Source organism: Pseudoalteromonas sp. 68 DY56-GL68 (assembly GCF_041414825.1).
Classification (GTDB): Bacteria; Pseudomonadota; Gammaproteobacteria; order Enterobacterales; family Alteromonadaceae; genus Pseudoalteromonas.
The window spans coordinates 145,268-164,719 of record NZ_JAOCZL010000006.1 but is presented as its reverse complement, the minus strand read 5'-3'; the positions used below and the strand labels follow the sequence as shown (position 1 = coordinate 164,719).

The window sequence follows — 19,452 nt, the reverse complement described above, 5'->3', positions numbered from 1 at the left end:
GTTGCTACTTAGGCTATGCAAATATAGTAACGCCAAGGAGGACATATGAAAATTCATTTTACATTTACTGCGGTATTTTCGTTTTTAATGTCGTTTTTGCTTTCGGCATGGGTTACCTATGTCAATTTAGGGCTAAGCGATACATTTTTAGCAAGCTGGATGAAGGCGTTTGCCAATGCATGGCCTGCTGCATTTGTGGTGGCTTTTACGGTTGCGCCGCCAATAAGGGCATTGGTTTTAAAATTATACACTAAGGAGTTAGTATGATTAATATCGTAGCAAAAATTACCCCTAAAGCAGCATTATTTGAAGACTGTAAAGGGCGTTTACAGGGCATATTAAACGCCACTCGTGCAGAGCATGGTTGTAATCGTTTTGAGCTGTTTGCGAGTAAAGAGCAGCGTTGTCTGTTTTTAGTTGAGCAGTTTGTATCGCAAGCTGCACTTGATGTTCATTACGAGCAGCCATACACCAAAGCTGTGTTCGCTTTTTATGAAAATGCGCTGGCACAGCCTGTTGAGGTTTCAAAAGTAGAGGTGTATTAGTTAAAAGCCAAATAAAAATATCCGGTTATTAAAGCACCTCAATATAGCTCGTTTATTACTCATAAATTGGTTGTGGGGCGCTTTACTGCATGGCCATATGGCATGGCGCGCGAAACAAGTTTCACGCCTACTCAATCGCACTTTTAGATTATCGATAGTTTTTTAGTTAGGCAAAGGAACTAGCTTTTTTGGTAATAAGAAACGATACATAGGCAAATAATCGCCCCAAAGACCGAGATTAAGTGCGCAGCTCCTATAACTTTGTCGATAGGCCTTGCATATTTAGCTACAAAACGGCCATCAAATAGTGGTGTTGGGATTCTTGAACGCTCAAAAAACATAGCAAATATATAAAACGAAACGCTTGCGCTGATACCTTTATCCCAACTAGGGGGAGATACACCATCTTTCTCCATATGCTTATCTATATACTTCACAGATACTCGATAAAACAGCACGCCTGACGCAAAAGTAACCACTGTAAATATAATGAAGGAGTAGAAAATAAAGATTTTAAAATCCATTTTTTTAATTCTCTTTTGTTTATAATCTATCTAAATACATGGCTGTAAATACACTGATTGTGAATCCTGTCATTGTAAAAAGATGTAAGAATGCTAGTACTTTGTCTACTGACCTTGCATATTTTGCTATAAGACGACCATCAAAAATAGGTGTGGGTAATCGCGAGCGTTTGAAAAATATTGCCATGGCATAAAAGGGGGCACTAGCGCCAATGCCTTTGTCCCAAAGCGGAGGAGTAACACTGTCGTTTAGCATTTGTTTATTTATGTACTTGATAGAGATGCGTGTAAATAAAACTACAAAAAGAAACGCTAAAGCCATGAATACAAACATGTTCGCTAGAACTAATTTTTCCAATGAGATCGTCATAATAGCGCCTCCTGTCGTAGAGGTTAATGTTTAGCTTTCCTTTAGGTAAGGCTTTTATATAAAGTAATAATACAGAGGCAAATTATCATGCCAGCCACTGAAGTAAAATAAATTGCTGCAATTAACTTATCAATAGTCCGCGCATGTTTAGCGATAAAGCGGGCATCAAACAGTTTGTTTTTAATTCTGTACTTGTTAAAAAGTATTGCAAATACATAAAACGAAGTGCTTGCTCCAATCCCTCGATCCCAACTGGGTGGATACACGCCATTTTTTTCCATTTTTTTATTTATGTGCTTCATTGACACTCTTGAAAATAAAAGAGATGAAATAAAAAAGCTGAAAAGAAAAGTTAAAAATAAGGAAGTTAAAATAGGAGCTAGAGTAAGATCCATCTATAAAATACCCCTATGAATAGTTTACGATCATAAATATTATCAATAACTTTTTTACGAAGCTATTAGTATTAATACACATATTTACTTTAGAAATAAGTAAAAAACTCAGCTACAACAAAAAGTACTCTAAAACTACCAAAAGAAAGATGCTAATTATAAAGCCAGATGTTGATACAAGATGCAGAAAAGCGAGAAACTTATCAATTGGCCTTGCGTGTTTGGCGACAAACCTGCCATCAAATAATGGCGTAGACTTACGAGCTCTTTTTATAAAGATAGCGAGTGCGTAAAAAGGAGCACTTGCTCCAATTCCTCTATCCCAACTAGGAGATGAAACTCCATTTTCCTGCATTTTACTCTCGATATGTCGTATTGATATTCTGGGGAATATCACAGTCATTATCATCATGAGAGCAAAGAAGAAAATTACACAATATAGGATAAAGTTAAGTACTGCCATTGCAAAAAAACCTTGTGTTAAGGGTTATCTACTATATAAAGTTTTAGTTGTTTTGTAGTGGCTACGTCATCAGTTGCTTTGATAATATGAGACAATACTAAGACTAATGGCCATTCCTGTAGCTGAGACAAAGTGAGCCGCTGTAATCACTCTATCAATAGGTCGTGTATGGTTAGCTATAAAGCAGGCATCAAATAGTTTGTTTTTAATTCAGTACTTGTTAAAAAGTATTGCAAATACATAAAACGAATCGCTTGCGCCGATACTTCGGTCCCAACTATGAAGGTACACGTGGTCTAGTTCCATTTTTTTTATATGCTTAATTGACACTCTTGAAAATAAAAGAGATGAAATAAAGCAAACACATATGAATGTTATTAGTAAGTACCCTGATAAATAAGCCATAGACATTAAAATATTTTCTCGAGTATAGGTTTCCTATAGAGCATGCTTAGAAGCTTAACTTTATAACAGATAAAGAAACAGGTCTATTTCCACTCCTTACGCTCTATATAAAATTAAGTTTGCTCGTAATATTTAAGCTTAAAGGCAAATTCAAGAGGGGAAATATTAACGGGAGCTATTTAGTATATAAGCAGTTAAAATGTATTAACAAAAAAGCAGTTACTTATCATCTTTTTTAGTCATTTTAGCGCTGTTTTGTTGCAGTATTATATAAAAATGTTAGGCTGTACCTCTAACTTTTACAGTGACGTAAATTTATGATCAAAAGGATTTTATTATCAGCTTTATTCATGGCTCCTTGTTTTGCATGGGGGCAGCAAGCTCTTAGTGTTGAGCAATGCGAAAGTATGCAAGCAGAGCGAGCTGAGCTGCAATCAGCCATTCGAAAAACCCACCTACTCGATAAAATTGATTCGTACAAACAACGCTTACATAATCTTTCATCGCGCATTTCAGATAATTGCTTAACCGACGAACAAATATTAAAGCGAACTCATTCGTTTTATAACCAAGATATTGCTTATCTTGAAAACCCATTAGCTAAACCCTTATCTGAGCAAGGTTATATTAGTAAACAAGCAGCGTGGGAGCGTTATTATGTTATTCCTTCCCGTTGTTTACACAGGCCTTTAAATATTCAATATTTAGATTGGTGTATCGAGAATAAACAGGTTCAGTTTCAGCAGTTTGATATGTTGTGGCAGCAAAAAAGTGCGCAGTATGAAAGAGCTGAGGCTAAATCGACAGATTCCTTTCACGAGTTTGTATTACCGAGTAAGTCTGAACGAGCTAGAATAATGGCTGAACGGGAGTTAAAGCGTTATAGCTACACTAACGATACAATTCTACCAACAAATATTATTGTATTATGTGCGTTAGCCGTAACGGTGTTCTTTTCGCTTATCTTTATTTTTCACTTTTTAATGCGCCCACGTCCTGTTATTAAAGACTAAGTTAGAGTGCAATAAACTATGAGTAGTTTATTGCACCAAACTAATATCAACGCTAATCATCTGTTTTGAGTTGTTTCGCTCTATTTTCTGCGTCAATAAGCGCTTGTGATTTGGGCTGTTTTTCTTTACTTTCAATCTGCGGCTTTTCGGTTGAGTTGGGATCCCACGTAGGGTCTAGCGACAAATTAGCAAAGGGGTTTGTTGAGCTCGTTTCTTTTGTTTGTTCATCACTGATCCCTTGAGGCATGTCACTCTCATCTAAAGGTAGTGTATCGTCATCATTATCTGGCAGGTTCGTGTCAGTCATAATGGGTGCCGTCTTTGGCTCATCAGCAAGCTCAGTTGTATTTCGTTGCAGCTCCTGTTCAAGTGTTTGCAGGGCTTTTGCTAAGTCATCATCACTTATGTCATCGTCAGTAAGCGTAATTGTTGCAGGTTCGGCTAAGTGTTCAGGCTCATCTATTGCGCCTGTAAAAGACAGATCGTCATCTACTAAAGATGACAAATCGTACTCAGGTACGTCATCTTTTAGAGGTTGGTCATCGCTTTTATATTCATCAAACCCAAAAGAGCTGCGTGTGTTGGTAAACTCTGGTTCATCATCGAGCTCTGGCTTAATGTCATTGTCTAACTCATTATTACCTAACTCATTACCTAATTCGTTATTATCTAACTCGTCGTATGTCAGCGCCGTTTCTTCTGGCTCTGAGGTGTTGTACTCGTCAAATCCAAAAGAGCTGCGTGTGCTGGTTAGTTCAGGTTCATCATCGCGCTCTGGTTTAATGTCATTGTCTTGCTCATTATTACCTAATTCGTCACCTAACTCGGTATTACCTGGCTCGTCGTATGTCGACGCCGCTTCTACTGGCTCTGAGGTGTTGTACTCATCAAACCCAAAAGAGCTGCGTGTACTGGTTAGTTCAGGCTCATCATCGCGCTCTGGTTTAATGTCATTGTCTTGCTCATTATTACCTAATTCGTCACCTAACTCGGTATTATCTAACTCGTCGTATATCGGCGTAGTTTCTACTGGCTCTGAGGTGTTGTACTCATCAAACCCAAAAGAGCTGCGTGTGCTCTCAAGTTCATCACTTTGAATAGATTCATCGTTCTGTGTTTCTTCGTGGCTAATTTCAAGCTCGTTGAATTCATGCGCATGGGCAAAGTCAGTTGCTTGCTCTTCGGTGCTGATGAAGGCGCTTTGTTCGTCGTGTTCAGCATTTAAGCGTGCAAATTCAGACCATTCTTCATCATCGGACGTTGTCGTTTTCGTGTTAAATGTGTCATTAAATGCTCTCTCAAACTCATCTTCGTAGTGTGGTTGTGATTCTGCTGAGCTTGTTTCATGTTCATCTAATGCTTGTTGCGCTTTTATTTTGGCACTTGCAGCTTGAGCTTGAAGCAAGGTGTTTTCAAGTTCAGTATTCGAATCGGACTGTTTACTCTTACGAAGGCGCAAAATAAATAGGCCGCCAACTAAAAGCACTAATAACACAAGCAGGCTTGGCATCAATAATGAGTTTGGTTCTGGTGTTTGTACTACAACCGGAGCCGGTTTTGTAGCAGGCTCTATAGCTTGATTTGCGTCGTTTTTAATTGCAGCAGGATCTTGTGGCTCTGCTGGTTCTGTGTTTGTAATTGGTGCCGCCTCAGTCACTGGCTCTGTTGCTGGTGGCAGTTTAGGCATTGACTGGCTATCGTTATCTTGTTGAACCGGCTCACTGTTATTAAGCTCAGAACTGAGTGAAGAGTCAGTTAATTCTGGCTCTGCTGGTTGCTGTGTTTGTTGTATTGGCTCTAGAGGCGCTTGTTGAACAGGTGCTTGACTAGGAACATCTTCAGCAGCACCTTTAATCGCACCTGAGTGCTCTGTTATGCTTGTTTTAGGTGGTGTGGGTGTTGCTTCTGAAGTGAGCTTTTGTAGCGCGGCGGTATTATTAACTGGGGTCGGATTTTTACAGTTTTTTTCAAAATTTCTGGCCGCTGAGCGATAGTTTCGGTTGCTGGTATTATCGCGGTATTCATGCATTTGTTGTTTTAACAAAATACACATTGCTTCGTTGTACTGGGCACTACTGGTAAAGCTAAGACCAGTAAATAACAAAAAAAGGGTCGTTTTTATAATTGACATAGATTCCTGACCAGTGAGGTTTAGCTGGTGACTATATATTGAATTATTTTAAGCTCAGTCGACTAATTTATCCACATTTTGTTAACAAATTAGGTTTATTCGAGAACCATTAAAGCGCGATATTCATCGTAAGCAAATTGGTCAGTCATACCGCTGATATAATCTTGAACCAAGCGACAACGATAATAAAACTCATAAGCTGCGTAGTGACCAGGCTCAGCTTTAAGCGCATCTATGGCTTTTTGGTAGCTGTTTAAGTGCTTGTTAGAAAGTTTTTTAACAAGTCTACTTTCAATAAGTAAGTTGTTATCGCCTTTTAATGCTCGCTTAAAGTTATCGTGATCTAGTGCTAGCAAAGGTTTATAACAATCAAGTAAGCCGCTAATGATACGGTAACCTTGAAGTTCAAGTCGTTCAACTTCTTTGTGGCAGAATACGTGGTTAAGCGCGACCTGTTTCAGCGTTTTTGTGACTGCATGTAAGTGGCTGCGATCCTCAAGCAGTGCCTGATTAAAATCACCATGGTAAATAGCTTCAATATTTTTGATAAAGCGCTCAGCTGCATAATTTACTAAAGGATGTAGTAAGGTTACTCGCAGGTAAATAAAGAATTCGCTGTTAAAGTTATATGGCTGCTCAGCGGCTTTACTTAATGCATAATCAATTGCTTTTTCTGCAAAGTCACCGTGTTTTGTATTGTCTAATGTCAGATTTGTGAGTGTTTTGGTATATTGTTCTTTTAGCTTTTCACAAAGTATATCGACACTTATGATACCTTTTTCTACAGCATCTTCTATGTCGGCAAGGCAGTACGAAATATCGTCAGCAGCTTCCATTATATAACTTGCAGGGTGTCGGCAATATTGCTCTATTTCAAGCTCTGTTCGTAATGCGTCTATGAAGGTTTTTTCGCTAAAGTAGTACCCGACTTTTTTCATCAAATAATCTTTGTTAGTCGGACTATCTTTTTTAGACATACTGGCAGGGCGGGTGTATTTTAAAATACCAGCGGTTTGACTGTAGGTTAAATTTAGTGACAATAAAGAGTGAACTATACGAATACCTTGTGCATTACCTTCAAAGCTTTTTATATCTTGCGCAAGGTGTTTAAAAATAACACTTATGCCAACTTCTTTACATCGCTCAGGAACAAGTTCATCTAAATGCTTAGCAAACCACTGATTAATAGCTGCCTCACCAAAGTGACCAAAAGGCGGGTTGCCTATATCGTGCATTAAGCAGGCCATTTCAATAAGGCTTTCTAAAGGCCTTTCTAGCCCTTTAAGGCCATACTCTTTTTGCTGAGCATCGCTTAATTTATTAAAAATCGTTTGTACTATAAAGCGCCCAACTTGCTGTACTTCGAGCGAGTGAGTTAAACGTGAGCGCACAGCTGCATTACGCTCAAGCGGAAACACTTGAGTTTTTTGCTGTAAACGGCGAATGGCCGCGCTATTAATAATGCGACCACGGTCGCTTTCAAGCGCTGTATGTAAATTATTGGTAGAGCGCATTTCACGAGCGGGTGTTATTTTTTTTCGAAAATCGATCATTTCTATTCCTACCAAGTAAATTACAGTCGTGGAGATTACTTTTGGTGATTTTAAAGATTAAATTTAATCTAACAGCTTGTATCATAAATTAAAATATTAGTTTTAAGTTATAATTTTAGTTTGCGTACTTTGCTCAAACTACTTGCTATTAAATGATTGTACTTAGTTACGCTAAAAAGTTGCTGTAGCTATGATCACAAAATTTTAAAGTGAGTTAGATACACTAACTTAATGACTTAAAAAATTAATTTACAAGGATTCTTAATGCGTATTTGGCCTTTTATTTTTTTCGCTTTACTGGCATCCAGTGCAGTGGTTAAAGCTACTGAAGAACAGAGTGTTGTACTTATTTCGATTGACGGATTCCGTTGGGATTATATTGAAAAACATGATGCTAAAAATCTAAAAATAATCAGTGAACAGGGCGTACGAGCCACCAAAATGCGCCCTGTGTATCCGACGAAAACCTTTCCTAATCACTTGTCTATCATTACTGGTTTATTGCCAGTCAACCACGGCATTGTTGATAACCGTTTTTGTGATACTGAGCGTAATGAGTGTTACAAAATGGGTAAGGGTAAAGATGACAGCACTTGGCTAAATGGTATTCCGCTTTGGAATCTTGCACAAATGCAAGGTGTAAAAGCAGCTACTTATTTTTGGCCAGAGTCTGATGCGCGCTTTAATGGCATGCTACCTGATTATTTTTATCATTATTCCAAACACAGTGATTATCAAAAGCGTGTTGATCAAATTATTCAGTGGTTGAGTTTGCCAAAAGCACAGCGCCCACGTTTAGTGATAAGTTATTTTTCGTTGGTGGATAGCATGGGGCATGAGTATGGCCCAGATGCACAACAGACATACGATGCGGTTCAGCAGCTAGATAATTTAATGGCAGACTTGCACACGCGTTTAAAAGCACTTGATGAAAAGATTAACTTAGTGATTGTGTCTGATCACGGTATGGCGTCTGTTGATCCAAGCCTGAGCATCAAAATAGATAGTCTGCCAAAAGATGACAATTTTATGGTGCAAAACACCGGCCCTCGCGTTTTGTACTATGCAAAACCAAATAGCAAAGCAGACATCAAAGGTTTTAGTAAAAAGCTAGCTAAAGCAGCAGATGGCCGTTATATCGTTTTAACTGACCAGCAAAAGCGTGATTATCATTACGATAAAGGCCCTCGGGTTGGTGATATTGTTTTACAAACCACAGCACCGCGAGTATTTACCGATAGCAAAATGGCTTCTTATTTAGGTACACATGGCTATGCATACACAGATGATATGGCCGCGACGTTTATTGCCACGGGCCCTGCATTTAAACGACATGTACAGCTAGATGAAGTGAATAACTTAGATGTGTATCCGCTTATTGCGAAACTATTAGGACTAAAAATTTTAAGCCCAATCGACAGTGATGGTGAAACTTTGTGGCCAGCCATTAAATAAAAAGTTTAAATGGCTCGGTTAAATTTTTGAGACCCAGCCAAACTCGCCAAAGCTTTCAAATTTATAACTCTTATCGCCAGCGTTAAACTGCCCTTGCAACGTGTTGTCGGTAAGAGTCATTACAGCTTGATGAAATGCGTTAGTGTGATCATTCACCTTGCCAAACACACTGCGGTTACCATTACTTGCTTCAATAATATTAGTTATTTCGACAGTATAACTTTGATACTCGTCAACGATAAGAATGAAGTTATCACCGGATTGCAGTGTTTTTAGAGTGCCAAGGTCAAACTTGCTAAACGTTGTATTATTGAGCCTTTTAGGCAAACGGCCTTGTTTATAAAGGTAATCATGTGCACGATTTGAAAGCTGATTAAGTGGTGCTGTTAGGTTAACAACGGGCTGCGGAATCGTGTGTTTATCCAGCGTATCATTGGAAACAAAAAGCTCCTCAGCATTGGGCTGTAACTTAAAGGCACCACTTTGAATATGCCATTCATTTAAGGCAAATACGCTCAGTGGAATAATGAAGATTAATGCAAGCGTCCTGTTCACATGTTTCTCTAATCGGGTTTATTGTTAACTTACTGTGACTTTTTACCTCAATTTAACAATGTGGTCAATGTTTATTCAGTTTGTAGTCATTTTTATCATCGTGACGATAAAATTAACTTGTTTTACTCACTCCCCGATGATGAGCATAATCCGCGTTTTTTTGTCACCGAAACTCCAATATTAGAGGTACCGACTTATGCGCGGGTGGATCATTTATAAAGATAGCCAAGGCTTGTTAAAGCAAGAAACTTACGAAGTTGAACGTTTACTTGCAGCGGCGAAAGAGGAAGGCATTGATTTACAAGTTTATTCGCCTGATCAGTTTGACTTAACGATTACTCGCGAAGATGGTAAAAGTATTCTGATTGATGGCCAGTCAGTACAATTACCTGACTTTGTGATTCCTCGTATGGGCGCGAGCACAACCTATTTTGCATTGGCAATTATCCGCCACCTTGAACGTTTAGGCGTGTATTGCGTGAATAGCTCGCAGTCAATCGAAACGGTGAAAGACAAGTTATTTGCGCAGCAAATTTTAGCTGAGTGTAATTTACCAACCCCCAACACTATGCTCGTTAAGTTTCCAGTTAATATTGATTTAGTTGAAAAACAAATCGGTTTTCCTGTGGTGATTAAAACGTTATCAGGCTCGCAAGGCAGTGGTGTATTTTTATCAAAATCAAAAGAAGAGTTTGATGATTTAATGCAGTTAATTGAGGCTGCAAATCCACAAGCAAACATTATTTTGCAGCAGTTTGTTAAGTCAAGTCACGGTCGTGATTTGCGAGTACTTACTATCGGTGGCCGTGCTGTTGCCTGTATGGAACGTAACTCGCAGGGCAAAAACTTTAAAGCCAATGTAAGTGCCGGTGGTACTGGTAAGTCATTTCCAATAACGCCAGAAATCGAATGGCTTGCAACACAAACCGCGAATGTACTTAACCTTGATGTGGCGGGCATTGATTTATTATTTGATGAGCAACATTTCAAAATATGCGAAGCAAACTCAAGCCCAGGCTTTGAAGGTTTAGAAGGGGCGTTGGGAATTGATGTTGCAAAAGAAATTTTGCACTTTATTCGTATACGTTTAGGTATTTTTGATAAGCCTGAACAGCTTGAGAATGTTGAGAAAGCAGCAGAGGATGCCGCTTAATCATTGGTTATTTTTACACAAAAGCCATCGTCTGAATTAAGCGATAAATTTAAGTTATGGCGGTTGCAAATTGCTTTGACTGTTGCAAGGCCTAAACCAAACCCCTCATGTTGACGAGCTGGATCGCTGCGATAAAAGCGCTTAGTTAGTTGCTTTAAATCTTGCTCGTTAACGCCTTTACCATTATCTGTGACTGAGAAACTTTTTTCATCAAGTGCTAACGTGATGGTAGCGCCTTTGCCTGCGTATTTTATGGCATTTTCAACGAGGTTAAATATTGCTTGGAAGATGAGGTTTTTATCGCCGTTTAATTGCCAAGGAGAAGTGATATTTACACAAATTATTTGGTCATTTTGTTCTGCGCTGGGTTGTAATATCTCACATACATCGTGAGTAAGTTGGCTACTGTCGATTGCTTCTAGTTTCAATGGAAACTGCCCATGCTCAAGACGTGTGAGTTTAAGCATGGCATCAAATGTATTAATAATATTATTGAGTTGCTCAAGCTCATAGCCCATTTGGGGTTGATCTTCTAAGCGCTTTTCTAGGTTAAGCTTTAATCGTGTGAGTGGGGTTTTTAAGTCATGGGCAATGTTGTCGGTTATACCCTGAACGAGTGCGAAATTTTCTTCTACAGCATCAAGCATGGTGTTTATATGCGCTGCTAAGCGGTCGAATTCATCGCCTTTATTTTTATGGCACAGGCGCGCACTTAAGTTGCCATTTTGTACTTGCTCGGCAGTTTCATTAAAATAATTAACACGGCGTAAATGCCGGCGAGAAAATAAATATCCAAATAGACCTGTCAGCACGATGGCTATAATGAAAGTCCAGCTTGCGATAGATTTAAAGTCGACAATTAAGCGTTGTAAGTGCTCTGTGGCGGTGGCAAGTACAATATCACCATGATGTGTTTTAACTTTGCCAGTTGTTAATAGACGGATTTGTCCGCGCCCCGTATCTAGAACAGGAAAAACAATGGTTTGCGGTAGTGCGGGAATGTTATCAGGCAAAAAACTGAGCTGCTGGCTTTGTTCATACTCGCTTTGCCAAAAAATTAAAATTTCACCTTCATTTCTAAATACATCAAGTTGTTGAAAAAAGCTTCCTTTGTCAAACTCTGAAGCAAGCGCTTCGATACGTGTTTTTTCAGCATCAAGACGCCTTTCAACTTGGCGACTTTGTTCACCCAGTAATAACTGATAGATAAGTATAATCGCGAGCAGTAAAGTAACCGCTGTGATTGCTGCAAACGCGAGCGTTAAACGCCAGACGGAGCTTTTTCTAGGGTCGAACAAACGCAGGCCATTTTCATTCATCAACTTACATTCGCCTTTAACCTGTAGCCTACACCACGTACTGTTTCTATTTCTAATTGTGCAGATGCCTCGGCAAGCTTTTTACGAAGCCTTGCAATATGAACATCAATCACGTTAGTACCCGGATCAAAGTGATACTCCCAAACTGACTCAAATAATAAAGTACGGGTGACGAGTTTATTTTGATGATCAAGTAAGTATCTAAGTAGTTTAAATTCTTTGGGTTGTAAGTTGAGTGTTTTGCCATTTACGTCAACCCGTTGATCACTATAATCAAGCGTTAGGTTAGCAAGATTAATTTTTGTAGTTAACGGTGCGTGAAAGGTATGTCGTTTTATTAAGTTTTCTACTCGAATAGCCAGTTCTGAAAATGAGAAAGGCTTGGTTAAGTAGTCATCTCCGCCTGCTTTTAAGCCTGTTACCCTGTCGTCAACTTTATCAAGCGCCGATAAAATCAATACAGGGGTCGTTTTTCCTGTAGCTCTAAGTGCTAGTAATACTTGCAAACCATCAAGCTTGGGAAGCATGCGATCAAGGATAATAGCGTCGTAGTTCTCACAAGTTGCCAACATAAGCCCTTGTTGGCCATCTTCTGCGCAATCGAGTGTGTAGCCTTGCTCGACAAAGGCTTTGTATAAAAACTCGCGATTTTGTTGGTCGTCCTCAACCAATAACAGTTTCATTAATTGCCCCAACGAAGTAATGGCAAATTCTTACCTGTCTCAAGGTCAATGGCTTTTTTGTGTCGCCCTTTATCTGTTACAAATGTGGCGACCATATAGGTAATACCCATATCTTGCTCTAGCTGCGCTTCAATTAGGTAATGGGTAGGTTCGTCATCTAACTGTTTGACCAAGCCATGCAATGTATACCCTTTTTTAGTCATCAGGTTTGCAGCTGCAATTTCTTCTTGTTCATCTAATTCTGGCTGTTCGTATTCTTGTTCAATGATGTGTCCTGAATGGTCAAGAAGCAACTCGATAAAACGTTGTTTTTTTGTTTGGTAGAGCGTGACCTCATAAACACGTTGACCCTTTTCTATTTCAAACTCAAATTCAACAATAACTGCATTTTCAGCGTAGCGTTGTTCGATACCAAATAGCACATCAATTGGCGCAGGTGCAGAGCTTGAATCCAGCATATTGAAAATGGCTGAACTGGCGGCAAAAGCAAGGCCTGAAATTAGACATAAGCAAGTTAGAATTAGTTTTTTCATAATATTTCGATATTGGTTAGGCAGCACATTTAGCACTGCCATTATTAAATTTTATTGTTAATCATCAAGTTGGCATGCACGTACAATATTATCTTGTACCCACTGGCATTCTAGGTCAACATATTGCTCTGTAAAGCTCGCTAAGCTGTTATCTTCGCTAATATAGCCAAATAAACTAGCTTGTTGTGATGCATTGGCAGTCACTATGCCTTTCAACTCCAGTAACTCATTGCTGTTGTCACGCTCGACTTCACTGACAATATAGTTTTGACCGTCAATAATCCCTTCAAGCTCTAACCATTCACCTGAAAGTGTATCTGCTGTTAACTCATCTTCAAACACCGTTCTGTTTGTTACTTGTAAGTTGACCCTGTTGATAGTGATGTTTCCATCACTATAGCTGGCAAGACCAGAAACACTAAAGCTAGGGGTTGAACTTGGCGCAGTATGGCTTTTCTCAAGATCGATTTCGCGAGCTACGAACCAGTTATTAGCTTGTTGCCATACGGCATCTACTTCAATTGTATCTCCAATCGCTAATGTTGTGCGGGTAATGTCTTCGAACGTGGTTTGCTCTGTGATACTAACTTGCCACTGATTATTCAGCGTAACGAGGGTGATGTCATTATTAATAAACGTAATTGTGCCGTGTAGTTCTGTGTCAGTATTGTCATTGCCTTCAAAATTGTGCTCAGCGTCAACCTCATGTGCAATGATTAATTTTCCATCTAGGTAACCTTCTAGCTCAACATATTGGTTATTTTGTAATGTGCCGTCTATATCTGCATGTTGGTATTGAATGGTTAAATTACCTAATTTAAATGTAGATGCTGCGGTATTTAACTCAGTAATGAAGCCTTCGAGCTCCAATTCTGCATTATTAGTTAATGGTTGTTGGTAGGTAACTGTAAATTCACTGTGGTTATTGTTGTAACCACTTAGCTCAACAAGGCTGCCATCTGTCAGGTTTTCTGTCTTTAGGTTATTTAGTTTGATCCCCGCAATGGTTGCGCCTTGTTCGTTAATATTAATAGGGCCTTTGAAGCTTGGATCGTAGTCAATCTCTGTTGCTTCTTTTCCATTTGTTTCAACTTCTACCATCATACCAATTTTTAGATCTTTGATTGATGCGCGATTGTCATCAATTTCAATGTCAGCATTATTTGCTGCAATTTGATGCTGATTAACGGTAATACTGGTATCAGATAGCGCACTAACTTCACCGACTAATAAACTAGGAAGGGTAAGCGTATTTTGTGCTGGTTGTTCGCTGTTACCACTACTGCCACAGCCAGTAAGGAGTGCGCTGATTGTCGCTAATGTGATAATAGATAAGTGATTTTGATTGGTTAGTTTAGTCATGATTAGTCCTTAAATTAGTCAGTGTCTGTAGTTTAACTAAGCAAGGATTGCTACAAGGTGGAGAGCAAATTAAATTTTGTTAATGTTTGCAGCGAGAATTAATGTTGATTCTGTATAGTAAATAAATCTTAAAATACTACAAAAGTGTACAGTGTCATTGTGTACGCCTTGCGATAAGGTAGGTTTTTATCTGCATATTTTGCAAGGAGTTTACCCTTTATGAGTCAACTGATCAGTCGAGCAACTGCGGGCCTCGTAGCGGTAATTATTGGCTTTACCAGCTCAATTGCCTTGATTTATCAATTAGTCATGGTGCTAGGTGGTACGCCTGATTTGGTGGCCAGTTGGGTACTTATGCTAGGCCTTGCGATGGGAGCCAGCTCTATTGCGTTGTCATATTACTATAAGGTTCCCATTTTAATTGCGTGGTCGACCACGGGGGCAGCATTACTTATTTCTAGTGCACAAGGTTATACCTTAAATCAAGCTGTTGGAGCGTTTATGTTCTCGGCGGTATTGGTGTTTTTATGCGGGATCACTGGTATTTTTGAAAGAGTGATGAACAAAATTCCGAGTCAGTTAGCGTGTGCGATGCTAGCGGGTGTTTTAGTGAATTTTGGCATAGATGTATTCAATTTTATGAATGAGCTGCCATTAGTCATTGGTGTCATGGTCGTTGTTTACTTATTTGGTAAACGTTATTTTCCGCGTTTTGCGATGTTAGCGGTTGTTGTGGTTGGTTTTTTAATGGCAGGCTTTACTGGTCAAATCGATACAAGTAGTTGGCAATGGAAATTAAGCGAGTTTGCGTATATTGCTCCTGAGTTTGATTTAAATGCCATGATCAGTGTGGGCTTACCGCTGTTTATTGTGACGATGACATCGCAAAACTTACCGGGCATCGCTGTTTTAAAGGCTCATCAGTACAAGGCGCCAGTTTCGGCGGCTTTGAATGTTACGGGGCTTGTAAATGTGTTTATCGCGCCGTTTGGTGGTTACTCGATAAACTTAGCAGCAATCACCGCTGCAATTTGTATGAGTCCCGAAGCTGATAAAAACCCTGATAAACGTTATTGGGCAAGTATTGCTGGTGGTGTGTTTTATATCATCATGGCGTTACTAGCGGCGACATTAGTTGGTTTAGTAGCGAGCTTACCACAAGCACTGATTTTAGCCTTAGCGGGCATAGCCTTGTTTGCCACAATTGCCAGTAGTTTACAGCAAGCGTTAACGGAGGCGTATTATACCGAGGCAGCTATAGTGACATTTTTGGTGACGGCTTCAAACTTAACATTGTTTACCGTTGGTTCGGCTTTTTGGGGGATTATAGCTGGTACAGTGACATTGGTCATGACGCGAAAAGATTAGAAGCTAAATATCAATATTAAAAAGGCCCTAGTATTAGGGCCTAACTAAAATTACTTAAGCAGAGGCTTAATAACTTCAAACATGGCGTTGATGTGATCATCACGCGTATTCAATGCTGGAATATAGCGGTATTTTTCACCGCCAGCGTGTTCGAAGTTTTCGCGGTTTTCGCCCTCTAATTCTTCTAATGTTTCTAAGCAGTCAGCACTAAAGGCGGGGCTTAAAATTGCAACGTCTTTGATGCCTTCTTTAGGATAGCTCTCAAGTGTGGCATCTGTGTATGGTTTTAACCATTCTGCTTTACCAAAGCGGCTTTGGAAGGTGGTCACTGCGAAGTCTTTTTCTAAGCCTAACTTTTCGGCAACTAAACGTGTGGTTTGCATACAAAAACAGTAATAAGGGTCGCCGTTTTCTAAGAACAATTTAGGCGTGCCGTGGTACGAAAAGACTAGTTTTTGTGGCGTACCATGAGCGTTTAAATCCTCGCTAATACTCGCTGCTAGCGCATCAATGTAAACAGGGTGGTCGTGGTAGCCGTTTATAAAGTGAAGCTCGGGTACCCAGCGCCATTTACGTAATACGTTCGATACAGCATCAAAGGTTGAACCGATTGTAGTGCTTGAATACTGCGGATAAAGTGGCAACACAATCACCCGAGTAATGCCTTTTTCGCGAAGTTCTTCAAGGCCTGCTTCAATTGATGGGTTACCATAGCGCATAGCCATAACAACCTCAGTATCTTGATGGCCTTTTTCTTTTAAAAGGGCCGCCAGCTTTTTGCTTTGCTCGCGGGTTATATGTGTTAATGGTGAGCCGTTTTCAGTCCAAATGCTTTTATAAAGTGCTGCAGAGCGTTTTGGGCGAAGCGTCAGTACAAAGCAATACAGAATGATCATCCAAATAAAACGTGGGATCTCGACGATGCGCGGGTCAGATAAAAATTCGCGTAAGTAAGTTCTCAGTGCCGCTGTTGTTGGGGCATCAGGACTCCCTAAATTGGTCAATAATATGCCCGTTTTTTTATTGAATCTGCCATCATGCGGCTTGTCTGTAATAGCGGAAAATCGCGACACTGAGCGCTCCTTTTAAAAGTAAACGTAATATAAATCATATTGTAACGAAGTAATGGGGTTATGTGATCACTTTTGTTCGTTAATTTTTGATCATGATCCTGAAAGGATTCGGTTTTTTCGCCTCAAGTTGCTGAAGCTTTGCAATCGATCTGGCACCAAAAATATGACCTTTTGGTAATAATAGGATGCCATCGTAATTTCTTAGTGCATGACCGAGTACCATGCCATTTTTTAACTCATTTGCAGATAGTATTTTCATACTACCCACTTGTTGATTACTCGCACATGTGATTTTTAAACTCGCTAAAACCTCAAGTAATTTGGGGTGATAATATGTACCACTGTATAGCTGCAATTGATCTAGTGCGCTTGCAAATTTATTTTCTTGCACAGTTACATTATCTACGGCTTGCCAAAAATCACGGGCAACGGCCAAGATCATTGCCGTGATTGGGATATCTTTACCTTTTAAACCTTTGGGAGTACCAGTTCCGTTGTAATGCTCAAACTGATGGTAAATGGCTTCAGAAACATCATGCAAATGTGTTGCTGGCATGAGCATTAATTGAGCTGTGCTTGGGTGTGTATAGAATACTTTTTTTTGATTTTCGGGTAATTCACGAGTAGGAGTCTTATATAGTGCAGGTTCCATAGCAAGTAAGCCTATTTGTGCTAAATAACCTGCCATTTCGGCCATATTAATATGCTTTTGGTCTAACCCTAAGCTCTGTGCAATTTGTTTGCAGGTGGTGGCTATATTTTGCGCTTGTATGCCATCGAGATAAGGGTTGGCGTTAATAAAATTATATAAAATTTCAAATGTTGTGCGATGCTCGTGTTTTTCACGCTCGTTTGCATCTTCAAGCTGCTTAAGCACTTTACGTATTTGTTGTGTTCGTTTTTCTACCATTTGCTCAAGATTGTTATTGAGCTCTTTTAGTTGGTTGTTTTGCGCTTTTATTTGTTTTTCGAGCTGTTTATTTTTACGCTTTAGCGTTGTTTTTTCGATGCCGTCATTCACCGTTCGTATCAGTAGCTCATTTTGCCACGGTTTTTGTATATAGGCGTGGATCTTTCCTTTATTAACCGCAGAAATTGTGCTGTCTATATCAGCGTAGCCGGTAAGTAAAACTCGGTGTACATCTGGGGCAATATTAAGTGTTTGTGCGAAAAAATCAGCGCCGTCCATTTGTGGCATACGCATATCGCAAATAATGACATCAAATGTGTAAGTGTCTAACAGTTTCAATCCTTCGGTGGGATCAAGCGCGGTTTTAACACTTAAGTGATAAGACACGAGTAGCCTTTGCAAAGTGCGCAATACAATTTCATCATCATCAATGCATAAAACTTGAATATGTTCTTTGACTGCTGGTTCTGCCATGTGGACGCACTATGAATTATCTTTAATCAATAACATAGCTTCAAATTAGGGCTTGTGCTAGGTTTTAGTAGAGACGATTTTATATTTTGAGGCTAAAAATGGATGATTTTAAACAAGCCTACTTACTTGAGAAAGCAGCCAGAGAAGAAGCTGAGCAACTACTAGCAGATAAAAGTCGTATTCTAGTTGCGCTAAATAGTGAATTAGAACAAAAAATCACGGATTTGAAATGTCATCAGGCTTTATTTATTCAAGCTGAAAAGATGGCTACTTTGGGAACTTTGTGTGCAGGCGTGGCGCACGAAATTAACAATCCATTGGCCTACAGTATGAGTAATATTGATAGTCTGAAAAGCCACTGTGCTTATTTCAGCGAATTGCTCGAGCTGTGTGATGAGTTTGTATGTAGCACGACAGATAAAGAAGCGTTTTGCCAACGCCTCACTCAGTTGAATCGATCGCACTCGTTTAGAGCTGTTTCTGATGATTTACCTGAGCTTATAAGCGACACCGCGCAAGGCCTTCAGCGTATAAGTAAAATTGTGGCTAATTTATTAGACTTTTCTCGTCCCAAAAGTCATGAAAAACAGTTTTCTGATATGACAGATGCTGTTAAAAGTGCACTAAAGTTACTTGCTAATCAATTAAAGCATTGTCAATTACACAGCCATTTTAGCCCTATCTCTGTAAGTTGGTGTAATTTATCTGCAATTAGCCAAGTAATTGTAAATATAGTGATTAATGCAAGCCAAGCCTGTAAAAATAATGATAATGCTAACATCATAGTATCTGTTTATGAGCTTGAAGGACGTATTCACATTGATGTTGAAGATAATGGATGTGGTATGAGCGAGCAAACGATTGCTAAAATTTACGATCCCTTTTTTACCACCAAGCCAGTGGGCGAGGGCACAGGAATGGGAATGACAATGGTGTATGCAATCGTCCATGAGCATCAAGGAGAGATCGATATCCAAAGCGCTGAGGGTATGGGGTCACGAATTAGCTGTATATTCCCCGTATTAAATCAAATTGGACTAGAAGGTTAATTATTTATTTTTTGCATTAGTATCCTTTTTTGTGTTGGTTTTTGGTGAAATTTAACCAATGCTAATTTGTAAGTTCTGTTATTTGAAAAATTTATACCTAAGTCGTAACTTTTTTTTCT

The 19,452-nt window shown here is 39.3% G+C and carries 19 protein-coding genes; 7 read left to right on the top strand and 12 right to left on the bottom strand.

What is annotated here, in order from left to right; translation table 11 throughout:
• The first annotated feature begins 45 nt into the window (after positions 1 to 45).
• The gene (locus NYF15_RS01500) at positions 46 to 267 is read left to right on the top strand and encodes a DUF2798 domain-containing protein (RefSeq protein WP_371352539.1); all 222 of its coding nucleotides are present in this window, start codon (positions 46 to 48) and stop codon (positions 265 to 267) included.
• Entirely contained in the window at positions 264 to 545 is a 282-nt protein-coding gene (locus tag NYF15_RS01495) for a putative quinol monooxygenase (protein ID WP_371352538.1), read from the top strand. Before NYF15_RS01500 ends, NYF15_RS01495 begins: the two co-directional genes overlap by 4 nt.
• A gap of 179 nt (positions 546 to 724) precedes the next feature.
• Here NYF15_RS01495 and NYF15_RS01490 read toward each other — a convergent pair whose 3' ends face one another.
• Genes NYF15_RS01490 through NYF15_RS01480 form a run of 3 tightly spaced genes read right to left on the bottom strand, consistent with a single transcriptional unit; the run spans position 725 to position 1,741 of the window.
• On the bottom strand, positions 725 to 1,069 hold the full coding sequence (locus tag NYF15_RS01490; protein ID WP_371352537.1) for a hypothetical protein: 345 nt from the start codon (positions 1,067 to 1,069) through the stop codon (positions 725 to 727).
• Between the two features lie 19 nt (positions 1,070 to 1,088).
• On the bottom strand, positions 1,089 to 1,439 hold the full coding sequence (locus tag NYF15_RS01485; RefSeq protein WP_371352536.1) for a hypothetical protein: 351 nt from the start codon (positions 1,437 to 1,439) through the stop codon (positions 1,089 to 1,091).
• A 41-nt stretch (positions 1,440 to 1,480) separates the two neighbouring features.
• Positions 1,481 to 1,741 carry a hypothetical protein gene (locus NYF15_RS01480; RefSeq protein ID WP_371352535.1) on the bottom strand — a complete coding sequence of 87 codons (261 nt, stop codon included), beginning with the start codon at positions 1,739 to 1,741 and terminating at the stop codon, positions 1,481 to 1,483.
• 1,278 nt (positions 1,742 to 3,019) lie between these two features.
• On the opposite strand from NYF15_RS01480, the gene NYF15_RS01475 reads away from it, so the two are divergent.
• Positions 3,020 to 3,715 (top strand): hypothetical protein, encoded by a 696-nt coding sequence (locus NYF15_RS01475; protein ID WP_130151953.1) that lies wholly within the window; start codon positions 3,020 to 3,022, stop codon positions 3,713 to 3,715.
• Positions 3,716 to 3,767: 52 nt separating this feature from the next.
• Here NYF15_RS01475 and NYF15_RS01470 read toward each other — a convergent pair whose 3' ends face one another.
• Both NYF15_RS01470 and dgt read right to left on the bottom strand, forming a co-directional pair.
• Positions 3,768 to 5,846, bottom strand: coding sequence for a hypothetical protein (locus NYF15_RS01470; protein WP_371352534.1), 2,079 nt, complete (start codon positions 5,844 to 5,846; stop codon positions 3,768 to 3,770).
• Positions 5,847 to 5,941: 95 nt separating this feature from the next.
• Positions 5,942 to 7,399 carry a dGTPase gene (dgt, locus tag NYF15_RS01465; RefSeq protein ID WP_371352533.1) on the bottom strand — a complete coding sequence of 486 codons (1,458 nt, stop codon included), beginning with the start codon at positions 7,397 to 7,399 and terminating at the stop codon, positions 5,942 to 5,944.
• A 264-nt stretch (positions 7,400 to 7,663) separates the two neighbouring features.
• On the opposite strand from dgt, the gene NYF15_RS01460 reads away from it, so the two are divergent.
• Complete coding sequence (locus tag NYF15_RS01460) at positions 7,664 to 8,854, top strand: alkaline phosphatase family protein (RefSeq protein WP_371352532.1); 1,191 nt, start codon at positions 7,664 to 7,666, stop codon at positions 8,852 to 8,854.
• A gap of 18 nt (positions 8,855 to 8,872) precedes the next feature.
• Here NYF15_RS01460 and NYF15_RS01455 read toward each other — a convergent pair whose 3' ends face one another.
• Positions 8,873 to 9,409 (bottom strand): hypothetical protein, encoded by a 537-nt coding sequence (locus NYF15_RS01455; protein ID WP_371352531.1) that lies wholly within the window; start codon positions 9,407 to 9,409, stop codon positions 8,873 to 8,875.
• A gap of 196 nt (positions 9,410 to 9,605) precedes the next feature.
• On the opposite strand from NYF15_RS01455, the gene NYF15_RS01450 reads away from it, so the two are divergent.
• Positions 9,606 to 10,562, top strand: a complete 957-nt coding sequence (locus NYF15_RS01450) for a RimK family alpha-L-glutamate ligase (protein ID WP_237119267.1) — start codon at positions 9,606 to 9,608, stop codon at positions 10,560 to 10,562.
• On the opposite strand, the gene NYF15_RS01445 is transcribed toward NYF15_RS01450, so the two are convergent.
• Genes NYF15_RS01445 through NYF15_RS01430 form a run of 4 tightly spaced genes read right to left on the bottom strand, consistent with a single transcriptional unit; the run spans position 10,559 to position 14,459 of the window.
• Entirely contained in the window at positions 10,559 to 11,881 is a 1,323-nt protein-coding gene (locus NYF15_RS01445; RefSeq protein ID WP_371352960.1) for an ATP-binding protein, read from the bottom strand. The two genes, NYF15_RS01450 and NYF15_RS01445, sit on opposite strands and share 4 nt — an antisense overlap.
• Positions 11,881 to 12,564, bottom strand: coding sequence for a response regulator transcription factor (locus tag NYF15_RS01440; RefSeq protein WP_130151942.1), 684 nt, complete (start codon positions 12,562 to 12,564; stop codon positions 11,881 to 11,883). Before NYF15_RS01440 ends, NYF15_RS01445 begins: the two co-directional genes overlap by 1 nt.
• Positions 12,564 to 13,097 (bottom strand): hypothetical protein, encoded by a 534-nt coding sequence (locus tag NYF15_RS01435; protein WP_371352530.1) that lies wholly within the window; start codon positions 13,095 to 13,097, stop codon positions 12,564 to 12,566. Before NYF15_RS01435 ends, NYF15_RS01440 begins: the two co-directional genes overlap by 1 nt.
• A gap of 57 nt (positions 13,098 to 13,154) precedes the next feature.
• Positions 13,155 to 14,459, bottom strand: a complete 1,305-nt coding sequence (locus tag NYF15_RS01430) for a DUF5666 domain-containing protein (RefSeq protein WP_371352529.1) — start codon at positions 14,457 to 14,459, stop codon at positions 13,155 to 13,157.
• Between the two features lie 219 nt (positions 14,460 to 14,678).
• Here NYF15_RS01430 and NYF15_RS01425 point away from each other — a divergent pair, with 219 nt between their 5' ends.
• Complete coding sequence (locus tag NYF15_RS01425; RefSeq protein WP_371352528.1) at positions 14,679 to 15,827, top strand: benzoate/H(+) symporter BenE family transporter; 1,149 nt, start codon at positions 14,679 to 14,681, stop codon at positions 15,825 to 15,827.
• Positions 15,828 to 15,877: 50 nt separating this feature from the next.
• Here the strand turns inward: NYF15_RS01425 and hemH are convergent, their stop codons facing one another.
• Both hemH and NYF15_RS01415 read right to left on the bottom strand, forming a co-directional pair.
• Entirely contained in the window at positions 15,878 to 16,900 is a 1,023-nt protein-coding gene (hemH, locus tag NYF15_RS01420) for a ferrochelatase (protein WP_237119263.1), read from the bottom strand.
• A 79-nt stretch (positions 16,901 to 16,979) separates the two neighbouring features.
• Positions 16,980 to 18,284, bottom strand: coding sequence for an HD domain-containing phosphohydrolase (locus NYF15_RS01415; RefSeq protein WP_371352527.1), 1,305 nt, complete (start codon positions 18,282 to 18,284; stop codon positions 16,980 to 16,982).
• A 98-nt stretch (positions 18,285 to 18,382) separates the two neighbouring features.
• Here NYF15_RS01415 and NYF15_RS01410 point away from each other — a divergent pair, with 98 nt between their 5' ends.
• Positions 18,383 to 19,333 (top strand): sensor histidine kinase, encoded by a 951-nt coding sequence (locus tag NYF15_RS01410; protein WP_371352526.1) that lies wholly within the window; start codon positions 18,383 to 18,385, stop codon positions 19,331 to 19,333.
• Positions 19,334 to 19,452 lie beyond the last annotated feature (119 nt).